General features: G+C 53.5%; 11 protein-coding genes. 3 read left to right on the top strand and 8 right to left on the bottom strand.

Going from position 1 to position 21,317, the window contains the following annotated elements; all coding sequences use genetic code 11:
• Window positions 1–2: 2 nt before the first annotated feature.
• From Q4E93_RS16515 to Q4E93_RS16480, 8 genes are read right to left on the bottom strand one after another with little or no spacing between them, the layout of a single operon-like run.
• A complete protein-coding gene (locus tag Q4E93_RS16515) occupies window positions 3–770 on the bottom strand; it encodes an enoyl-CoA hydratase/isomerase family protein (protein WP_303587032.1) in 768 nt (255 codons plus the stop codon).
• Complete coding sequence (locus Q4E93_RS16510; protein WP_303587030.1) at window positions 757–1,902, bottom strand: ABC transporter substrate-binding protein; 1,146 nt, start codon at window positions 1,900–1,902, stop codon at window positions 757–759. The genes Q4E93_RS16515 and Q4E93_RS16510 overlap by 14 nt, the downstream gene beginning before the upstream one ends.
• A 9-nt stretch (window positions 1,903–1,911) precedes the next feature.
• Window positions 1,912–3,318: a sugar porter family MFS transporter gene (locus tag Q4E93_RS16505; protein WP_303587029.1), complete on the bottom strand. Its 1,407-nt coding sequence runs from the start codon at window positions 3,316–3,318 to the stop codon at window positions 1,912–1,914.
• Window positions 3,315–6,182, bottom strand: coding sequence for a glycoside hydrolase family 38 N-terminal domain-containing protein (locus Q4E93_RS16500; protein WP_303587027.1), 2,868 nt, complete (start codon window positions 6,180–6,182; stop codon window positions 3,315–3,317). Before Q4E93_RS16500 ends, Q4E93_RS16505 begins: the two co-directional genes overlap by 4 nt.
• A 5-nt stretch (window positions 6,183–6,187) precedes the next feature.
• Window positions 6,188–8,884, bottom strand: a complete 2,697-nt coding sequence (locus Q4E93_RS16495) for a glycoside hydrolase family 38 N-terminal domain-containing protein (protein WP_303587026.1) — start codon at window positions 8,882–8,884, stop codon at window positions 6,188–6,190.
• 6 nt (window positions 8,885–8,890) lie between these two features.
• Entirely contained in the window at window positions 8,891–11,554 is a 2,664-nt protein-coding gene (locus Q4E93_RS16490; protein ID WP_303587024.1) for a glycoside hydrolase family 38 N-terminal domain-containing protein, read from the bottom strand.
• Entirely contained in the window at window positions 11,551–13,035 is a 1,485-nt protein-coding gene (locus Q4E93_RS16485; RefSeq protein ID WP_303587022.1) for a RagB/SusD family nutrient uptake outer membrane protein, read from the bottom strand. Before Q4E93_RS16485 ends, Q4E93_RS16490 begins: the two co-directional genes overlap by 4 nt.
• 11 nt (window positions 13,036–13,046) lie before the next feature.
• A complete protein-coding gene (locus Q4E93_RS16480) occupies window positions 13,047–16,169 on the bottom strand; it encodes a SusC/RagA family TonB-linked outer membrane protein (RefSeq protein ID WP_303587020.1) in 3,123 nt (1,040 codons plus the stop codon).
• Window positions 16,170–16,422: 253 nt separating this feature from the next.
• On the opposite strand from Q4E93_RS16480, the gene Q4E93_RS16475 reads away from it, so the two are divergent.
• From Q4E93_RS16475 to Q4E93_RS16465, 3 genes are all read left to right on the top strand, one after another.
• On the top strand, window positions 16,423–17,301 hold the full coding sequence (locus tag Q4E93_RS16475; RefSeq protein WP_303587018.1) for an AraC family transcriptional regulator: 879 nt from the start codon (window positions 16,423–16,425) through the stop codon (window positions 17,299–17,301).
• Window positions 17,302–17,535: 234 nt separating this feature from the next.
• Entirely contained in the window at window positions 17,536–19,854 is a 2,319-nt protein-coding gene (locus tag Q4E93_RS16470) for a PSD1 and planctomycete cytochrome C domain-containing protein (RefSeq protein ID WP_303587016.1), read from the top strand.
• Window positions 19,855–19,859: 5 nt separating this feature from the next.
• The gene (locus Q4E93_RS16465) at window positions 19,860–21,317 is read left to right on the top strand and encodes a DUF1501 domain-containing protein (RefSeq protein ID WP_303587015.1); all 1,458 of its coding nucleotides are present in this window, start codon (window positions 19,860–19,862) and stop codon (window positions 21,315–21,317) included.

The following is a 21,317-nucleotide window of genomic DNA, read 5'->3' as shown; positions in this document are numbered from 1 at the left end:
CGTCATTTATTTTTTTCCACGAATTCCTGTATAAGCTTCCTGGCCTCGGCGGTATGGAATAATGCCGCCACAGCTGCACCTTCCCGGTCCAGCCTGGACTCGAATGCAGCCTCGATGGCGGATGGCGTCAGCATCCCCTTGATAGCCTTCACCGCCTGCCGGGGCCTCCGCTTCAGCTTCTCCGCCAGCGCATTTGTCATTTCCTCCAGCGATCCATCTTCGGCCACGGCATGCACGACACCCCATTCCAGCATTTTCGCCGCCTCATAAGCCTGTCCCAGCAGCAGCATCTCCTTCGCCCTGCCCAAGCCTATTCTTAGCAGCAGTCGCTGCGCGCCTCCTCCACCGGGTATCAGCCCAAGATGCACTTCCGGCAGACCCATTTTTGCCGAAGCGGCCGCCACGATGAAGTCACAGGCCAGTGCGATCTCGAAGCCGCCCCCCAATGCAAAACCATTCACCGCCGCGATAAAAGGTATTTCCGCGCCTTCGATCAACGCATAAAGCCGTCGCCCCTTGCCCTGGAAACTCCTGAACTCGTCCGGCGTCTGCCGGCTGTATTCCTTTATATCCGCGCCGGCCATGAACGCTCTTCCACTGCCTGTGATGACTGCCACGGATACCTGCTTGTCGCCCGTTATAAACTCCAGCGCATCGATGATCTCGTCCATCATAAGACGGTTCATCGCATTCAGCATATCGGGTCTGTTGAAGCCCAGCTGGGCCACCCCGTCCTGCACGTCGCAGACGATGGTCTCATACTGCCTCATAACATATAGTTTGATAAAGGTTGTTTAATTGCCGCATGCATGAAGACGTCGCCGCCCTGTCCCGCACCCAGCGATGCACAAGATCGGCGCCTTGTTCCTGGAATCTGTTGAATCCGGGAACGCCCTTCCGGCGATAAGCATGCTCCAGGGTATATAAGGTGCGGGAAAAAAAACCGCCGCAATCCCAATTGCACACCGGATCTTTCCACGCCGACAAATGCCCGGGCTGGCCACCGTTGCGGTAGTACACGGTCCGCTGGACGACTGGGTCCAGCACATATCGTATAAAATCCATGGAAGCCTCCTGCCGGGTGCTGCGGCTCGAGACCGCAATGCCGGCGCCGCCCAGCAGCGTAGACACACCATCGGCGCGACGTCGCGGTGCATCCATAAATACAAGCTTCCTGCCGGAAAGATCCCTCCGTGCATAGTTGGTATACCCAAAGCTGAAAGGACAGTATACGATCTCGTCCTCCGACACCATGCGGTCCATCATTTGTATGGGGTTCATATGAAATGAATCCCGATGCAGGAACCCGGACCACTCCCCAAGCTGATCCAGGGCATAACAGCCGGCCTCCACATCCAGACCCGAGGGCGAAAAGAACTCACCGTTGTTGTATTGGGCGCACAGGGTGAGGAAGACGCACCAAATGTCGGTAGGGCACAAGGGCACGGCCATATAATACTTACCGGGCAGCTTCGCCGCTGCCGTCCGCAGTTCGTCCGTAGATACAGGCGGCTGCCAGCCAAAGGCATCGGCAAGGTCCATCCGATATACGGCCACCTGGGCGGCGGCATCCACGGGCAATGCATACTGATGTCCGTTCCAGCGATAGCTTTCATACGACGGCCCAACACTTTCCCCCGCCTGCACGGCCAGGAACTCTTCCGGCAGGTATTCATCCAGGGGCAGCAGCAGCCCTTTCGACGCGGCTTCTCCCATATATGGATGATCGACAATGATAAGGTCATAAAGATCGACGAGCTTCTCCACAGGCATATCTCCAAACTCCTGCAATGTCCGCACATCCCATTGCAGGTCGATACCCGACGGCTTGCGCCAGATGTCGGCCGCAGCGCGTAATGGCTGATAGCCCCTCGGATGATCCCAACTGATACCTTTTAACATCGTTGTCTGTTAGTTTAAATTTTTGTTTTTTTCTTCCACCGTCCAGTGACGTTCGATGTCCTCCAGCGTCCGGCCCTTTGTCTCGGGCACCAGCTTCCCGACAAATGCGATGGCGGGGGCCATCGCCAATCCGTATAGCACGAATGCAACCCCGATACCCAGCGATTCCCGCAACAGCGGATAGGTCTGCGTGACAAAGGTCGAACCCAGGAACAGCGACAAAGTGGCGATGGACATAGCCCGGCCCCTTACCCGCGTGGGATAGATCTCCGCAATGATAACCCATACCCCCGGACCGATAGTAGCCGCGAATACAGCTATATAAAAAATAAAAGCCCCCAGCAGGAAATGCTGATCGCCGCCACCATAGAACAACAATCCGATAGTCAGCAGCGCCACGCTCAGTCCGGCAAAGCCCCAGATAAGCATCGGCTTTCTCCCCCAGGCATCGATCTTCCATATAGCAACGAAGGTGAAGATCATGTTGAAGAAGCCGATGACCGAGGCGCTGCCCATGGCCGATCCGGACTGGAAACCAGCCTTCTCGAAAATGGCGGGCGCATAATACATGACGGTGGTGATGCCGGTGAGCTGGCTTAGAAAGGGCAGCGCCAGCCCGATGACGAGCGCAGTCCTTAATCCCGGCGCCAACAGCTGCCGGAAGTTGCCCTCCCTTTCCTCCGACAGGGCCATCGTTATCTCCTGGAGCTCGCCGGCGGCCTGTACTTCTCCATTGATACGACGCAACACTTCATAAGCAACCCTCTCCCGACCTTGCTGCACCAGCCATCGGGGACTCTCCGGGACCAGGAACAGCAGCAGGAAGAAAAGCAGCGCAGGCAGGACATTCGACCCCAGCATGCCCCGCCACACTTCAGCTACCAGGAAATAATGAACGGGACCGCTGGCCGCACCGATATGCGCAGCTGCATATTGCAGCAACAGGGCGTTGGATAAATAGGAACAAAGAATGCCGAGCGTAATAGCCAGCTGATAGATAGACACCAGTCGCCCCCGCAATTTGGCGGGCGCCAGCTCGGCGATGAACATCGGCGCCACCATGGCGGCAAAACCCACCCCGACGCCTCCGACGATACGCGCCACCACCAGCACGGCAGGCGTACCCGCCACCATACAGCCGAGCGCGCTCATGATAAAAAGCAACGCCGATGCGAACAGCACTTTTCTTCGGCCGTACCTGTCCGAAAGCAAGCCGGCAACGGCGGCGCCGGCAACGCATCCAACGAGCGCCGAGCTCATGATCCAACCTTCCAACGCGGGACTCAGCCGGAACTGAACCCGCAAAAAATTCACCGCGCCCGAAATGACGGCCGTATCAAAGCCAAAAAGAAAACCTCCCATCCCGGCGGTGGCGCAAATACCCGTTAAATATCGTTTGCCTTTGGTCATCATCATTTTTTAAGGTCGATGGAATAAGTTTCGATCCTTCCGCCCCCGATGGTTTCATTGATCCCACTGCCACGAGGGCTCAGCACCTGCTCCTCTTCTTCGATGAGGTTCACCCGCCTCAACCCCGTGATCTCCCTGAACAGATGCAGCTCGTTCACCTGCGGCGCCTTGTCCATATTTACGATCCGCAGTATCGTGCCATCACCCTTGTCGGCCTTTTTGATGGCCGTGATAAGCGTACCGGGAGCGGAAGATCCAAAAAAGCTCATCCGCACAGGAAGGGTCGCCACCCCGGATGTGGGCGCCGTGACGGCGTACAGCTCATGATTGCTGCCCATGCCGAAGAAAAATGCTTTTTTCCAGTCCGGAGAATGAGTACTGATGGACAGGCGGAAAATATGCTTCCCCCGTTGTTCATACCAGGGCCCCTCGCCATGACAGCTCTTTTGCGTCGTCATCATCACGGCCTGCAGGACGGGGTAGCTGACGGCATCCCTCGTCGGATCGATCCAGTCGAATACGGCCATCCTGGAGGCCAGGGTAATCCCAAACCTGTCCGTGGCGGCCGTTACAAAATTCTGCGATTCCCTTGGGTGGATATCCTCCGGCTTTTGCCGGTAGGTGCCATCCCAAGCCCATCCTCCGGGTCGCATGCTCAGCTCGGTGCCATGCACGGACGCCATCCCCATCGGCACATCGTAACGGATGGCAGCGCGGAGGGTATTCAGCGGCAGGGCAAAGCTCAGCTGCCGGCTTCTGATCCCGTGCCAGTCGGGCAGCTCGTATTCAAAGTCTATCTTCTTTTTGTGCTTGTACACGGTGATACGCTGAATAAGGACGTCCCTTCCGAGCACACCCTTGCACCCGAAGGTGGTGAACACGGGACCGTCGCTGACCCTGGACCATTGGGAACGATGGTTGCTGAGCTTGTCATAATCCCGCATATTGGTTGGCGTTATCTCTGTGAATTCCCCGGCATCCAGCCCATCATAGCCCATGTCGAGGACGTCTCCGCCCGCAAATCGCGTGGTATTCAGGAGTTCCTGCCCCAGTTCCTTATCGAAAAGACTTTTGATCCCGCCATCGCCGAACGAGATCCTGTAGAAATCATTTTCATATCCGTTGACGGCCGCCTCCGTGGGCGAAGCTTCAGCAGCCTTCCTCTCCTTCGAGATATAGTACGTAGTGTATCCGATGGCAGGCACGCCTTCCGCCAGGATGGCAAGTCGGCTTCCTTCGGGTGTGGTCACGGGCTGTGACGGGATAAGCCTTCCTTCCGCATCGCGCACGGAACATGCGTTGGGATCGCCCTTCGCCGGCAATAAGACCACTGCATCCCGCTGCCATGACAGGTCGTTGAATACGACCACGGGGTCGCGCCGCCGGGCGCCGACCCTGGATGCGATCCGGCGCAGCGCCGGATACAAGGTGGCCAGGGCGATGCTGTCGCCGTCCTCCAGGCTCCTACGATAAATGCTGTCGGTGATATCCCCATGCTTGCCGCCCCAGCCGTGATCGGGATAGATGGACTTATACCAGGCGCTGTCGAATGCGGCCTTTGGATAGTTCGTAAAATTGCCGCCGAGCAGGCCGTCGATGGTATTGAACATCTCGGATGCCGGCAGATGGATGGCAGCGGCCCGTTTGGCCTCGATGGCCTCATAATGCGCGGGCCCGTGAATATACAGCCACAGATCGGGCCTCTCGCCCGAAATGGAGTCGATATGCGCCTCGGGGACATCCACCTCATCCAGGAACTGGTCGGCGGTGGTATACCGCAGACGGGGAATGGGCAGCGCGAGCTGGCCGGCCAGGTGGTTCCATTCTTTCAGCACGCGGTCATAGTACACAGGCCCCGACGCGTCGTTGCTGATGACGACGGCATAGTGCGGAGGTATGTGCCGGGATGCATAATAGTCATTCCAGTTCTTTAATACCTCATGCAGCTTGTGCATCGCGGTGGGCGCGTCCACATCAAAATACTTATAGAACATGACGGCCCAGCCATAGTTGCCTGGACTGTATGTGAATATCTTCGAGCCGTCGGGACTGTACCAGTTGAAAAAGCCTTCTTTGAAGCGGCTGATGAAAAGATGCCTGACCCCGCTGCGGGCCAGGATCTGCGGAAGCTGCGGCGTCCTGCCCGGCACATCCACGTTGAAGGCCGTATGGGCGTCGATGCGCCCATTAAAATAATCTTTCATCCACTTGCGTCCCAGGTACAGCTGCCGGACCAGCTGCTCGCTGGATTCCAATCCCTCATAGGGCTGATTGAAGGTGGCTCCCCAGCCGAACTGCCCATGCTCATAAGCACGTACTGCCTCCTCCTCATACGAAGGGTCCTGCTTTATAAGCTCCATGAGATTCAGGGTCTGCTCCATGCCAAAACGGAATGCGCTGTCCCGCTCCATGATATGCATGGCAGGTACGATGATCTTCTCTATCCGTTCCATACGGCAGGAGTCGGGCGTATTCATCCACGCGATGTCCTGGTGGGAAGACGAGATGATGTCGATGGTGCCGTTGGCAAAATAGTTCCAGTCGGAAGGAACAAATGGCTCGAACTCCTGCACAAGGGTGATCCTCCCTCCCCGCCGGAATACCATCCGGCCTTTGTCGCCGGTGAGGGGCAGCCGCACGCGCAACGAATCCCCGTCGGCGGTAAAGGACAGCGGCTTCCCATACAGCTCCGCCGAAAGCCCGTCCTTCTCTCCCCTGTAGACGATAACAGCCTTTGTCTGCATCATTCCTCCCGCCATGCCATATCGCATGGGATGCGGATAGACCACCTCTGCCTGCTGCGCAAATGTCCCCAACTCCGCCATCACCAGGACGGCGGCCGCTAACAATTTCCTTATATATGGTCTCATATATGCTACCGCCAGTAAATTTTTAATGTCTCGATGGCATTATGCCCCATCCTGTACTTTATCTGTCTGCCCATCACGGGTATCTCTTTCGCCCCGTCCTCGATAAGGGACGTGCGATAAGCTTTCCGGACTTCCTTATGAAAGATCAGTGTCACTTCCACATCCTTTCCTTCTGTCTCATACATCCGAAGTACGGTACCATCGTCGTCCTCCGCCTTCTTCAGGGCAGTGATGACCACATTGTCCCTGTTGACGGATACAAAGCTGTCCCTTGAAGGCAGCTTCTTCCCGGACATTCTCTCCGCACCGGCGACCGCTGCCAGCGGCGAGTTCACCTGGCTGCCAAATCGGGCGCCGCGTTCCCATCCCGGCGCGTGGGTCATTAGCGAAAAGCTGAAATTGTGATCGCCCGTCTGCGGATAGTTGGGCCCCTGTCCATGACAGCTTCTCCGCGATGCCAGCAAAATAGGCTGCAAAAGAGTGGCATGTGGAGCGAGCCCTGTGATGTCAGTATAGTCGAACGCTGCCGTGCTCACCCCAAGGGTTACACCCAGCGCCTTTCCGGAGGCGTCGATCCAGTCCTGGACCGCCCGCGGATGGATCTCCTTCGGCGGGTCCATATATATCTGCCCCGCGGGGTCTTTCAGCTCGTCCCTGCCAACCTCCACCTTACCGAACGGCACTTCATAAGCCACCCGGGCATCGGACAGGTTTAGGGGCAGCGCCATCCTGTATTCCCGGTACATAGTGCCGTCCCAGTTCTTCAGGGCAACGTTGAAGTCTATACGCTTCACCGTTTTGTATATTTTAATGTCCTCTTCCACAGTGGCATTACGTATCGCCTGCCGGCAATGCAATATCGTGTATATATCGCCATCCTCGGTCATGCTCCAGCGGGTGTCGTAATTGCCTGTCCTGTCGAACCCTTCCATGGTGGGCTGCTGCACGCTGCCAAACTCTCCTGCATCCTCACCAATAGACTGCACGGTAAATATTTCTCCCGCCGCCAATGAGCTGCCATCCACCAATGTGCTTCCGGTGGTCCTGTCCACCAGGTGTACGATACCTCCTCTGCCCATCCGGAGACGGTAAAACCGCCCTTCTACACTGTCTGCCGCCCGGGCTGCAAATGCGGCCGCCGGCTGGCCCGCCTTTATATACCAGGTGGCATAGCCCATGGAAGGGACATCTTCCGCGATAAAGGTGAGCATTTCCTCGGGTGCGCCGGCCAAGGCAGGACGCTGCCATTGCTGACATGGGACCCGCTTGCCATTTCTATCATATACCTCCACAGTCCGGCCATTGAACGAGGAGGGCAGCCCGAAAGACACGGGGTCGGTCCGCCGCCAGCTCAGGCTGTTGAAGACGACGACGGGCACGCCTTTCTCTTCCGGCGTTTCTATCCTGCCCGCAATCCGCCGCATGGCGCCGCCGAGCAGCTCGTCCCCTTTATCACGGGCATAGGTGAATTTTGACAGGAAGATATCGTCGGTGGATTGGCCTTCCAGCCCTCCCCACCCATGGTCGGGATACACTTTTGACATCCACGCCTGTGAAAGTTCACGCTGTGGATAACTTACTCCGGGATCCATCATCCTGTTGACGGACCAAAATTTTTCTGCGGCGGGCAGCAGCTTGTCCGCCTCCCTGCTGGCGCTTAGCGCCCAGTGATGTGTGGGACCGTGAATATATACCCAGACATTCGGCCGCTCGCCTTCGATGACGGGTATATGGGAAGAAGCCTGCTTCACCGCCTGAAGGAATTTATCGAATGTGGCAAAGCGGAACTTCGGCAGCGAGACAGATAGCCTTTCTCCGGCCTCATTCTCCACAACGGAAATGCCGTTCCACCTGCTGACGAATGGATATAAATTACGCACGGCTTTCTGATCCCAGCCGAATTCATAGTTGAGGACGGCGGGCACGGCCTTTTCCATACCCCTGTCATTGAAATGCTTCAGCCAGTACACCACCTGCGTGGCCATAGCGGCGATGCCCGCGGTATCTTCCTTCGCCAGGATATTGTAGAAGTCGATGTAGTGCCCGGGCGAATATGCCGTAATACCGGACCCATCAGGGCTTTTCCAGTCGTAAAGGCCCATGCCAAACCTGCTGAAGAACATCCCGGTGACCCCGGCCTTTGCCATCAGCTGCGGCATCTGCATGCTGCGGGCCGGCACATCCGAATTATAATAAGTGGTCGTGTTGTATCCGAATTGATCATGCAGCCACTTCTTGCCAAAATAGAACTGTCTTGCGAGGCTCTCGGACGCGTACATCTCTTCATACACCTGCGTGTAGGCAGCTCCTACCAGCATCCGGCCCTGCTTCATATACATTGCCATCGTGTCCTTCATCTCAGGATGCCGTTGAATATACTCCATGACGATGGAAGATTGCTCGATGTCCATTTGAAAATCGGGCGATTGCCGCAGTCGCGCGATATAGGGCGTCAGCCATAACGAATCCCGCATGATCTTACATCTTTCTATGGAATTGATCCAGGCCAGGTCTTCATGCGTAGTCACCGTCAGATAAATGGCGGCCTTGCCGGCCGACAATAGGTTGGCCTCCTTCAGAAGGGCAAAGCAGGCGTTGTTCACTTTTAGCGTCCCTCCCGCCGGGACCTGCCCGGTTGACGGATTCGCAAAAGAACAAGAAAGAACGGCAAACAAAATCATCTTTTCATGTAAGTACTTCATATACGATTATTTTCTAAATGGCCACGCATCGAACTGGAAAGTTTCTATGCTGTATTTATTTACTGACACCGTCCCCTTGCCGCCGGCAGCCACGGGAGACTGTTCGATGATATTCGTCATCGCCAGGTTATGGATCCCTTTGAACCAGCTCAGCACCGCCTCGGTGTCCCTGCCTTCCATGTCGTAGCAACGCAGGATGATCTTATCCAGGTCGTCATTTTTTTTTATCGCAGAGATGACGATATTGCCTTTATCCACGCCGGCAAAAGAATACCGTTCGGGCAGGACAGCCCCCGGATCCGTAGTCCGGCTTCGGCTGTCAGGGATATCGTCCACTACCATCAGAGGCTGTGCCGCCTGTTTGCCGTCCTTCCAATCCGGACGGCCTTTCAAATCACTGGAAAATAAGGAGAAGGTGAAATGGTGGTCTCCGCGCTGGAGATACCAGTTGGCCAGCGGGCTTTCATTACAGCTCCTCCGGCTGGCCAGAAGCAAGGGCTGCAGGACAGGTTTGTCATTGGGACCCGTAGGGTCTATCCAGTCGAAGACTGCAACGTCGGAGCTGATCGTAACGGAACCCCTGTTATCCCAGGCCCCGAACCAGTCCTGTACTTCGCGGGGATGAACCTCCCTGCACGGCGTATTGTATATCTGCTCCGGCTTTGAAAACCCCGGCGCAAACGGGAGCTCGCTCTTTCCGACCTCTACAATACCCATCGGCACTTCATAGCCCACACGGGCGCTGTCCATATTCAGCGGGAACGCCATCCGGAACTCGCGGGATCGCTCTCCGTTGAAGCCGATGATATCCGCCTGGAAGTCTATCCGTCTGACCATGGTGTAAAAGATCACCCGTTGCCGTACAGTGCAGTTGCGCCACGGATGCACCGTCTCCAGTACCGTACGCACAGGACCATTCTCCACCAGCGACCACGGCGCATTATATTGGCCCATTCGCTCAAAACCTTCCATGGTGGGCTGTTGCACGCTGGTAAATTCCCCTGCGCCATTGCCGACGCTCCGAAGGGAGAACACCTCTCCGGCCAGCAGCCTTCCGGGTGCTATCAATTCTCGCTGCTGCGTCTTATCAAATATAGACTTAATGCCGCCTCCGGCCAGCTCCACTTTGTAAAATCTTGTATCGATGACATTTCCCGTGATATTGACAGCCAGTTTTTCCGCGTCGCCCGCCTGGCCCGGAACAAGATAATAGGTGGCGTAGCCGATGGAAGGGACATCCCGCGCGATGAAGCTGATGGTAAGTCTGGCATCCGGGCCCTGACCGGGCGAGGAGATCACCTGGTAATCCACCCGATGTCCTTGTTCGTCCAGCAACCGGAACGCGTTGTCATAAATACCCTCCGTACTGACGGTAGCCTGTACGGGGTCGGTCCGCGACCAGGACAGGGCGTTGAAGACGATGATCGCCTTGCCTGCGTCTTTATATTTTATCGACTTCGCGATCCGCTGCAGCTTGCTGCGCAAGATGGAATCTCCCAGACAGGCGGCCTTTCCATAGCTCTTCGCAAAGATCATGTCGGTGCTGTCTCCATGTACCCCGCCCCATCCGTGGTCGGGGTAGATGGCATGCTGCCATGCGTTGTCGAACATACCTTGCGGATAGTCGGAAAAACTACCTTTCAACACGCCGTCGACCACGGAGAACTTCTCGGCCGCAGTCAGCAGCCTGGCCGCGAGGCGTCCGGCACGGACGGCCTTTTCATGCGTCGGTCCATGGATATAAAGCCAGAGATTGGGATATTCACCCATAACACTGTCGATCCTCCCCTTGCCCGCCGTCAAAGCCTCCAGCGCCTCCGAACCCGTGGCATAGTTGATAAGCGGCAGATCGCTGCGCTTGTCACCCACCTCTTTATTCCAATGGGCAAAATAGGCATCGTAATCCAGGGGTTCGGAAAAATCCTCCGAACTGATATAGATAAGGTCAGGCGGCAGCGATCGCCTTTTGTAATAGTCGTTGAACGTGGACAATTTATCCGCAAAGGCCGCTGTCCTCTCCGCGTCGCTGCCGGCGCCTCTTATCACCCTCCCGGACTCCTCGTACTGCCCGGGCGTCCAGCACGTGATATGACTTCCATCGGGGCTGTACCACCTGTATACCCCGGGCTGGAACCGGCTGAACTGTAAATAGCGTATCCCTGCTTTCGAAAAAATTTGTGCCGTCTGCAGCGACCTGCCGGGTACATCCTCCGACCAGGCACAGGTAAATTTCCCGCCCGGCAGGAGTTTCTCCAGCTTCTTCTTGCCGTAATAGACCTCGCGGATCAGCGCTTCTCCGTCATACAATCCTTCATATGGCTGGTTATAGGTAGCACCCCATTCCAGTCTTCCTTCCCGTGTGTATTGGGCGATCTCGGGCAGCCGGTCCGGGTGACGTTCCAGGTATTCGTATAAGTTCAATGCATTTTCGACCGAAAAACGAAAATCCCTGCTTTCCTTGAGCCGGCGCAGCGCAGGCGTAATGACGAAGAGATCGCGAAAACGCTTGCAGCTATCGGGCGTATCCATCCACGCAATGTCCTGATGGGAAGAAGGCACGACATGGATCATGCCACCTGTGAAATAGTCATGGCTCATGCCCTGACCGTGGCTGGACCCGGGAACCAGCGCCACGGCAAGGAGTACTACGATCTTTATACGTTCTATCATTTCAGCAATGGGTTGACCTGTACTTCTGACAAGGGTATGGGAAATTTAAGGTTGGCTGACTGGAAGGTAGCCCCGGACGGAAGGACAAAACCCACCGCATCCACAAAGAGCCCGTTTGTCGCATCGAATATCTTATGCGTACGCACGATGTCGTACCATGCCTTGTTCTCCGCGCACAGCTCCCAGATCCGCTCCTTCCACACGGCCGTCCGGAAATCTGCCTGGCTGAGCCCCGACAGGGCAGGAAGACCTGCGCGGCTGCGTATGCCGTTGACCGCAGAAAAGGCATCGGTGTTCGGACTCCCGTCCGCCTCGTTCTGTGCCTCCGCATAGGTCAACAGCACATCCGCATACCGGATCAGTGGAAAATCTTTGCCGGAACGGGGTGCCTTGTCCAGCAAATTCTTGTCGAAGAACTTATAAAGGCTCCAGGGGAAGCTGTACTTCGTCCCGTCGACATTGATGGTGTCGTAAAAGAAGCCGTTCTCCTGCCTTCGCAGGTCCGCCGGATCGTATGAGCTTAGAAAGCCAGTTTCGGGATACAGCAGCCCCATGTCGTTGTTGACATAGCCGTTGCGATTGAATGATACGCCCTTCGGATAAAGCTCGATGGGAAGAATATTGTTGACGATGTCCAAACCGAAATTGATGCTGAAGATGTTCTCCTCCTTGTTGTCGAAGTCGGGGTTGTTCAGCTTGTTAAACCAGGTCAGCGATCCATCGGACTGGAAGAGATGAAAATCCCCGCCGTCTATTACTTCCTTCGCCTTGTCACGCGCGAGTGCATATTTGTCGGTCTCTGCAACGGGAAAGCCAGCCATGCTGAGATAAACCTTTGCCAACAGCGCTTTAGCCGCGCCGGTGCTGGCCCTGCCGCTGCCGGCGGGCGTGGCGGCTAGCCCGCTGGACTCCGCATCCTGCAGGTCCGGAACGATGGCCTGCTCATAGATGTCCTTTACTGCCGTCTTGGGGATAAGCCCGTCCGCGGCGCTGGCCGTAGGTTTTAGCTTCAAGGGCACATCCCCGAATATGTTCACCAGCGTGTAATAATAGTAGGCCCGCAGGAACTTCGCTTCTCCGACCATCGACTTTTTCAGCGCAGCATCCATGGAAATATTCGGGACATTGGCGATAACGAGGTTGGCAGCTTCGATACCCTGGTAGGCAGATGTAAACCATTGCTGCAGCAAAGGGCTCGCCGAGTTCTGCCGGAGATTGTATACGTTCACCAGGTCATTGCCTTCGGACACTGTACGGAACTGTCCTGTCACTAGCTCCAACATGGCGTAGGAATAGTTCCTGCCTCCGCCTGTGAAGGGTGGATAAAGGAAGTAATATAACCCATTGACGGCCGACTGGGCATCCTGCTGGGTCTTATAATACTGATTGGTCGTAATAACAGACTTGGGAGCTTCTTCCAGCCATTTTTTGCAACCGGAAAGTCCAAGCGCGATCAAAAGTATGAGAACAATATTTTTCATATGCAATATGTTTAGAAATTAGCAGTAAGGCCTATCGTATAAGCGCGCGGTCTGGGTGAGCCATAGAATTCTATACCCTGTGCGAACGATCCGCCGAAAGTGCTGACCTCGGGATCGAAGCCTCTGTATTTAGACAGCAGGAAGAAATTCTGCACATTGGCATAAAACCGCAGTCCGGTGAGTCCCAGCCTCAGCACTTGCTTGTCCGGGAGTGCGTACGCGAGATTGATGCTTTTGCCTCTGACAAAGCTCCCATCCTCCACCCAACGGCTGTCCATGAAAAAGGGAAGATCGGTGCCCCAGGGGTCGATATTCGAAAATCGCAGCGAAGGCACGACGGTATTCTGGTGGTCGGGTGTCCAGGCATCCTTGAGGATGCTCGCATAGCTGTTGGCATAATACTGCCTGTCTTCCACCGTCAGGGTGGTAATGTTCATCACCTTATTGCCATGCCGTATCTGTACGTCTGCGCTCAGGGTCCAGTTCTTGTAACGTACGGAGGTGGTGAGATTCAGCTCATACTTCGGGAACATATTGCCCAACACCATGGCGTCGCTGTTGTCGAAAACATGGTCGTTATTGACATCCAGCCGTTTGATATCACCCGGCTTCTTACCATACAAAGCGGCCTCGGCGGCCTCCTTGTCGCTCCAGGTGCCCACGCGCTTGAAACCCCAGAAATTACCGATGGGCTTGCCCACCTGCAGGATATTGGTTTGTCCCAGAAAATTGGGACCAGGGAAAATATCTGCATTGGTAGTACCAAGCGCCAGTATCTTGTTCGTATTGGTGGAGATCTGCGCACCCAGACTCCAGCTCAGGTTGTGGCTCCTGACGATGTCTCCGTTCACAGCCAGCTCTAAACCCGTATTCTGAAGACTGCCGATATTGGTAGTGACGGACGTGTAGCCTGTGACGGAAGAGATGGGTACGTTCAACAGCAGGTTCGTGGTCTTTTTCTTATAATAGTCAGCCGTAAGGGACAGACGATTGTCCAATACCCGGAAGTCGACGCCCACATCTGTCTGAGCCGTCTGCTCCCACTTCAGGTTGGGATTCGGGACGCTGACGGGACCGGTGCCCTTCACGATCTGGTCGTTAAGGCCGATGGTATAGACCCCCACATTGCCCAGCGACGAATAAGGCGTGATCTCGGAGTTCCCCGTAATTCCATAGCTGCCGCGCAGCTTCAGGAAAGAAATAAAATGACTGTTCGCGAGGAAGTTTTCCTTCGACAGGATCCAGCCGACGGCGCCGGAGGGGAAGAACGCGAACTTGGTGGCGTCACCGAACTTCGACGACCCGTCATACCGACCCGTAAAGGTCACCAGATATTTGTCCAGGTAGGCGTAATTGAGCCTGCCATAATAGGAATTCAGCTTGTAATTGCTGTAGCCGGACTGTGGCGTGCCGAGAACGGACCCTGCGCCAAGGTTATTGTACTGGTAATAGTCGGTGGAAAAGCCGGTGGCGCTGGCCTGGGCGCTCTCCAACGTGGATTCCATCCAGCTGGCGCCAAGCACGGCGTTCAAATGATGATTATCGCCGAAGTTCCGGTCATAGGTCAGGTAGTTCTCGGCCTGCCAGTATACGGTCCTGGAATTACCTACGATGGCTGAACCACTGTTGGCTATGCCGATGTCCTCCAGGTCTTTGCCGACGTACTGGTTATTTTTTGTGGAGAACACCTGCGAGGAATAGGTGGTCTTGAAGGTAAGCCCTTTGGCGAGCCTGACGCTGGCGAATGCGTTCAGCAGGATCTGATCGGTGAGATAAAGATTGACCATTTGATCCAGTTGGCGGACGGGATTCTCGGCGGGATAAATGCCCGCTTTTGTATGTGCGCCCGTTCCGTCGAAGTTATAGCCGAACTGATCCAGCCTGCTCCAGTCCCCGTTGGGATATTTTATAGGGAAGATGGGCAGGAACTCGACGAGCATGCGGGTGGCGTTCTCGGCGCCCACGGCAAAGTCATCCACCCGATTGGTCCGGATCTGGTTGTAGGAGATGTCGCCGCCTACGGTGAACCAGGACCGGAGATTCATTTCAGTATTGTAACGTGAGGTGAATTTCCGGTAATATGTATTACGCAGGATCCCCTCATCGTCCTGGTAGCCCGTATAAAAACCATTTTTCGACTTTGCCGTACCCTGGGTCAGGGAAATAAAATGACGGTGGGACAAAGCATTACGGGTGGCAGCCTTCTGCCAGTCCGTATTGTAGAGCGGGTTTTCGCCGGCGTCAAAAAGAAGCGGATAGTCAGCATGCAGGTCCGGCAGGGGTCCTCGCTTGGGATCATAGGCCCATGCCCGCTTGAACCATTCCATCCAGCCTTTGGAATCCAGCATGTCCATCCTGCGGGCCAGCGTGTTCAGGCTCGCGCTGCCGTTGTAGGAGATCCCGAAATCGCCGTTCCTCGCCTTTTTGGTCGTGACGATGATGACGCCGTTGGCGCCGCGTGATCCATAAATGGCGGTGGAGGACGCGTCCTTCAGTACATCCACGGTCTCGATATCGCTGGGGTTGATGGATTGGAAATCCGCTCCCACCACACCGTCGATCACGAACAGCGGTGAGTTCGAAGCCGAAATGGAGTTGAATCCCCGCAGATTGACACTCACACCGCCGCCGGGCCTTCCGGAATTGTTGTAAACACTCAGACCCGGGACCTTGCCCGACAATGCCTCCAGCGGGTTGGAGGTGATCCTGTCCGCCATGTCAGACGCCTTGACAGACGCCACCGCGCCCGTCACATCGACCTTTTTCTGTGTACCATATCCAATTACCACTACATCGTTGAGCACACCGACCTGGGCCGTCAATACGATGTGTAATGGCGCGTCGCCCCGCACCTGTACGCTCTCCGTCCTGTACCCTGTAATGGTAAATACCAGCCGGGCGCCTTCGGCCGCCTTGATACTGAACTCGCCGCGTTCATTCGTTATGGCTCCGCCCTTGCTGCCCAAAACCTGTACGCTGACACCGGGCAGTGGCACGCTCGCGCTGTCCATGACGACTCCGGTAACAGGACCTGCCGTCTGCTGGCCGGAGGAAGAAAAGGTGCATATAAGCACGAAACAAAAAGAACAGATCATCCTGGGAAGATGCTGCAGTAAATAATTTTCTCTTTTCATAATAGCAGTTCGTCGCGTTTTAAAAATATTGTTAAAATGGAGGAATAAGGTGTGCCGGGATAGAGGTTACCGTGTGAAAGTTTGTTGTGTGGCGCCCTTACGAAGATAGATTGCGGCTGATCCGGCAGCTAAAACTTTATTATTTTCTATTACAATTATTTTAATCCAATTGAAGTATTTCGGGCATTATATCGAGAAAATTCTTCTACAAATAAAGAATTGTACTACATTAGGGATACGAAAATCGCTTGTCATGAAAGCTCAACTGATAGAAGTAGGACTGCAAAAGGAGGAGACATTCTTTATCAAACAGCTGGATTGCGATCATTTCAACACCCCCTTTCATTTCCATGAATTGTGCGAATTGAACTTCGTGGTGGAAAGCTCCGGCAAACGCGTCGTAGGCGACAATATTTCTAATTTTTCTTCCGGCGATCTTGTACTGATGAGCTCGAATCTGCCGCATATCTGGTACAACGATCCGGACTATTTCAAGGACATCGATCGCGGCACGGCCAAGGCGATCGTCACGTATTTCAACCCAAATTTTCTTTTGCACCTGACAAAGGACGAACACTATGAGCTAAAGATCACGCACCTGCTGGAGAAGGCCAGGCGCGGCATACGCTTCACGGGTGATACGCAGCAATATGCCACTACCAAACTCCGGGGCATCGTTCATAAAAAGGGATTGGAAAAAGTCATCGACTTCCTTGACATGATCAAACTGTTCCTGGATACTACCGAATACGAATGTCTCGCATCTATAGGATACCAGCACTCTTTTAATGAGAAGGACACCAGGCGGATGAGCACGGTTTATCAATACCTGCTCAAAAATTTCACCGACCCCATATCCCTGCCGCAGGTAGCAGCCATCGCCAATCTCTCGCCGCCCGCGTTTTGCAGTTTTTTCAAACGTCGCACGCAGAAACCGTTCTCCCGCTTCCTGAACGAACTGAGGGTGGGTCATGCGTGCAAGCTGCTCCACAACAACGAGCTGTCCATATCGGATGTCGGCTATCAGTCCGGCTATCAGAACATGACGAATTTCAACAAGTTTTTTAAGGAGATTACTGGGAAGACGCCGTCCCAATACAGGAAAGAGATCATCGACTCATTGTCAGTATGAACGCCTGTCCTACCCCTCTCTATCAACCTCCACTGCAGGTCCTTTCGATACTCCTCCTGTTCTCCAATCTTAAAGGTATGCCGAGCTCATTCTGGATCACCATGGTTAGGGTTCGCCGTAGCAGCATTTGTTCAATACAGTAAAAGTAATCAGCATTATAGAGGAATAAAAAGAGCAGGCATACACCCATATTTGCACAAAAATCCATTTCATAACTGACAGCCAACTCATTTCATGAATAAGAGATTATATATATTAATTGTTCTTGGCACAGGGTTTTTCCTATACATTCTTCACTTAAACAGTTGCTCTTCATCGGTTCGTGGGATTGATGACCAGGTACCCGGTACAATAAGTTATGATTTTAATATCCGCCCGATCCTTTCAGACAAATGCTATAAATGTCACGGGCCCGATTCGACTCAGAGAGCAGCAGGGCTAAGGCTTGACATACCCGAAGAGGCATATAAAGCGCTGAAGGATAATCCAAACGCACATGCTTTGGTGCCTGGAAGAGTAGATTTGTCTGAGCTTTTCAAACGGGTTTCAACGGAGGATACCGCTGAAATTATGCCGCCAGTATCCTCAAATTTAAAAAAGCTGACACAAAATGAGGTAGATCTGATTGCAAAGTGGATAAAACAAGGAGCTAAGTTTGAAAAACATTGGTCGTTCGTACCGCCTCGTTTATGGCCTTTGCCACCTGTGAAAGATAAAAAATGGCCGAAAAATGAAATTGATTATTTCGTACTGAATAAACTCGAAAAATACGATCTGTCGCCCAACCCCGAAGCAGACAGGGAACGTTTGTTAAGACGGGTGTGTCTCGACCTGACCGGCCTTCCTCCGACCCTTCAAATGATGGATTCATTTTTAGCCAACAACAGCCCCAAAGCATACGAAAAAGTCGTCGATGAGCTTCTAAAAAGTCCGGCATATGGAGAAAAAATGGCGCTGCACTGGCTCGATGTAGCAAGATTTGGGGACACTTATGGTTATCAAAACGACAATTATCGCAGCCAGTGGCCCTGGAGAGATTGGGTGATCCATGCATTTAATGTGGACCTATCCTACGACAAATTTGTAACCTGGCAATTAGCCGGTGACCTTATGCCCAATGCGACAAAAGAACAAATACTTGCCACAGCGTTCAATAGGAACCATAAAATAACAGAGGAGGGGGGCATCATACCTGAAGAATACCGCGTGGCTTACGTCACCGATCGTACCAATACATTTGGCAAAGCGTTGTTGGGTATAACGCTGGAGTGCGCCCATTGTCATGATCATAAATATGACCCCTTTTCGCAAAAGGAGTATTACCAGGTCTTTTCATTTTTCAACAGCGTCAAAGAGTCCTTTGAAGAGCAGGGCGGGTCGCAGACCTATGCAAAAAAGCCCAAAATGAGTATTACGAATGACGATGTAAAGAACGTGCTGAGATTTATAAACAAGCCCGATACAGACAATCTCATCGTCTCGGTGATGGGCGATAGCGAGGTATATCGCAAAACCCATATACTCTTGCGTGGTGACTATAATACATACGGCGATGAGGTACACCCGGGCACACCCAAGGCGATCCTACCCTTTAATGACTCCTATCCCCAAAACCGGCTGGGTCTTGCCAGGTGGCTATTTGACACGGCCAACCCGTTGACCGCACGTGTTTTCGTTAATCAGATGTGGCAGGAAATTTTTGGAAGGGGAATAGTAAAGACCAGCGCGGACTTCGGCATGCAGGGCGGTCTCCCATCGCATTTAGAGCTGCTGGATTGGCTTTCCGTGGATTTTATGCGTCACGGATGGGATATCAAGCGACTGATCAGGCAGATGGTAATGTCGGCTACCTATCGCCAATCGGCCCTGATGACTCCGGAAAAAATGAAGATCGATCCCGAGGATGTTTTGCTTTCCCGGACTTCTCGTTCCCGGTTGCCCGCAGAGATCATCCGAGACGTGGTACTGGAAAGCAGCGGGCTGTTGGTTCACTCTATTGGAGGGCCGAGTGTAAATCCTTATCAGCCCGCGGGGTTATGGGAAAGCGCCGGAAGCTCAGGCTCGACATTTAAAGATTACAAGCAGTCTCACGGTCCGAATTTATACAGGCGTGGAATATATACTTTGGTCAAGAAGACGGTACCTCCGGCGGCCTTTGCCATATTCGATGCCAGCAACCGCGATCAGTGTGAGGTAAACCGTTCAAGAACAAACACCCCCCTTCAGGCATTGGTCATGATGAATGACCCTACTGTTTTGGAGGCAGCAAGAGTTTTGGCAGCGAAGCTCCTGGAAGAAAAGACAGGTTTAAACGATAAAATATTTAAGGCCTTTAGGCTGATCATTAACAGAAGCCCTGATCAGCAGGAACTTTCGATCCTTGTTTCTTATTATGTACAGCAACAAAAAATATTCGATCAACGTAAAGCCGAAAGAGTATTGAACGTGGGAGAGTATCCGATACCAAGTGGTATGAACAAGGTCGAGCTTGCGAGCATGATGGAAGTGGTTGATGCCATATATAACCTTGAGGAAGCCATAACAAAATCATAAAGAGAATGGAAAAAAATATTTTAGAACACCATTTGAATATCAACAGGCGCCGGTTCTTATCCCGGCTGAGCCTGGGACTGGGAAGTGTGGCTTTAGGATCCTTGCTTATGCCCAAACTTTTTAGCAGGCTGGGCGCCGACGATGAACCGGATTTTACTCCTGGGATCCCGAACTTTGCACCCAAAGCGAAGCGCGTAATCTATATGTTCCAGGACGGCGCGCCCTCCCAGTTGGAATCTTTCGATTATAAGCCAAAGTTAAGAGAAATGATGGGACAGGAGCTACCACCTTCTGTTCGTGGCGGTCAGATATTAACAACCATGTCGGCTGGGCAAAAGTCTCTTCCACTTGCCGGATCTTTCTATGATTTTAAGCAATATGGGCAGTCGGGAGCATGGATAAGCGACCTTTTCCCCTACACAGCAAAGATCGTAGACGATATCTGTATCATCCGGTCCATGTTTACCGAATCCTTCAATCATGATCCCGCATTGACCTTCTTTCAGACGGGCGCCACGCAGGGCAATCGCCCCTGCATGGGATCCTGGGTTAGCTATGGATTAGGCAGCGATAACAAGAACCTGCCTACGTTCACCGTCCTGCTTTCGAAAGGAAAGGGGAACGGTCAGGGTGTTTACTCCAAGCTTTGGAGCAATGGCTTCTTAGATTCAATACACCAGGGAGTGCAGCTTAGCAATAGCGAAAGCCCGGTGCTATATTTGAATGACCCCGATGGCTTAGACAGGTTGGACCGGCGCCGCCTGCTCGATAAATTAGCTCAACTCAATGAAATAGACTACAAAGAACTCGGTGATCCTGAAATAATCGCAAAAATGCAGCAGTATGAAATGGCCTACAGGATGCAAACCGCCGTCCCTGAGACGTTGGATATATCGAAAGAATCGGATGATACGATAAAAATGTACGGCCCGGACTGCCTGGTCCCGGGGACTTACGCAGCAAATTGCCTTTTAGCAAGAAAACTTTCGGAGAACGGTGTTCGCTTTGTCCAGCTATATCATCAGGGCTGGGACCAGCATGCTAACCTTCCTCAGGAGATGGCTGGTCAGGCAAAAGATGTCGACCAGGCATCCGCAGCATTGGTCACCGACCTCAAGCAGCGTGGTTTATTGGATGAAACACTGGTTATTTGGGGAGGAGAGTTCGGGCGCACGAACTATAGTCAGGGCAAATTGCTAAAAGACAATTATGGCCGGGATCACCATCCCCGTTGTTTCAGTATATGGATGGCCGGAGGCGGTATCAAACCAGGAGTTGTTTATGGTGAAACAGACGAGTTCGGCTACAATATCATAAAAAATAAGGTGCACGTCCATGATTTCCAGGCAACAGTCCTTAACCAGCTGGGGCTGGACCACACCAAGCTCACTTTTAAGAACCAGGGGCGAAGGTATAGGTTAACCGATGTTGGTGGAAACGTAGTTAGAGATATACTAATTTAA

The organism is Flavitalea plasmicola, from assembly GCF_030546645.1.
GTDB lineage: Bacteria > Bacteroidota > Bacteroidia > Chitinophagales > Chitinophagaceae > Puia.
The sequence above is the reverse complement of the archived record's forward strand: the minus strand, read 5'-3'. Positions and strand labels throughout refer to the sequence as shown.

What these genes read in the sequence shown, in the direction of transcription:
- Q4E93_RS16515 (WP_303587032.1), bottom strand. Translation starts at nt 770, where the DNA reads ATGAGGCAGTATGAGACCATCGTCTGCGACGTGCAGGACGGGGTGGCC.
- Q4E93_RS16510 (WP_303587030.1), bottom strand. Translation starts at nt 1,902, where the DNA reads ATGTTAAAAGGTATCAGTTGGGATCATCCGAGGGGCTATCAGCCATTA.
- Q4E93_RS16505 (WP_303587029.1), bottom strand. Translation starts at nt 3,318, where the DNA reads ATGATGATGACCAAAGGCAAACGATATTTAACGGGTATTTGCGCCACC.
- Q4E93_RS16500 (WP_303587027.1), bottom strand. Translation starts at nt 6,182, where the DNA reads ATGAGACCATATATAAGGAAATTGTTAGCGGCCGCCGTCCTGGTGATG.
- Q4E93_RS16495 (WP_303587026.1), bottom strand. Translation starts at nt 8,884, where the DNA reads ATGAAGTACTTACATGAAAAGATGATTTTGTTTGCCGTTCTTTCTTGT.
- Q4E93_RS16490 (WP_303587024.1), bottom strand. Translation starts at nt 11,554, where the DNA reads ATGATAGAACGTATAAAGATCGTAGTACTCCTTGCCGTGGCGCTGGTT.
- Q4E93_RS16485 (WP_303587022.1), bottom strand. Translation starts at nt 13,035, where the DNA reads ATGAAAAATATTGTTCTCATACTTTTGATCGCGCTTGGACTTTCCGGT.
- Q4E93_RS16480 (WP_303587020.1), bottom strand. Translation starts at nt 16,169, where the DNA reads ATGAAAAGAGAAAATTATTTACTGCAGCATCTTCCCAGGATGATCTGT.
- Q4E93_RS16475 (WP_303587018.1), top strand. Translation starts at nt 16,423, where the DNA reads ATGAAAGCTCAACTGATAGAAGTAGGACTGCAAAAGGAGGAGACATTC.
- Q4E93_RS16470 (WP_303587016.1), top strand. Translation starts at nt 17,536, where the DNA reads ATGAATAAGAGATTATATATATTAATTGTTCTTGGCACAGGGTTTTTC.
- Q4E93_RS16465 (WP_303587015.1), top strand. Translation starts at nt 19,860, where the DNA reads ATGGAAAAAAATATTTTAGAACACCATTTGAATATCAACAGGCGCCGG.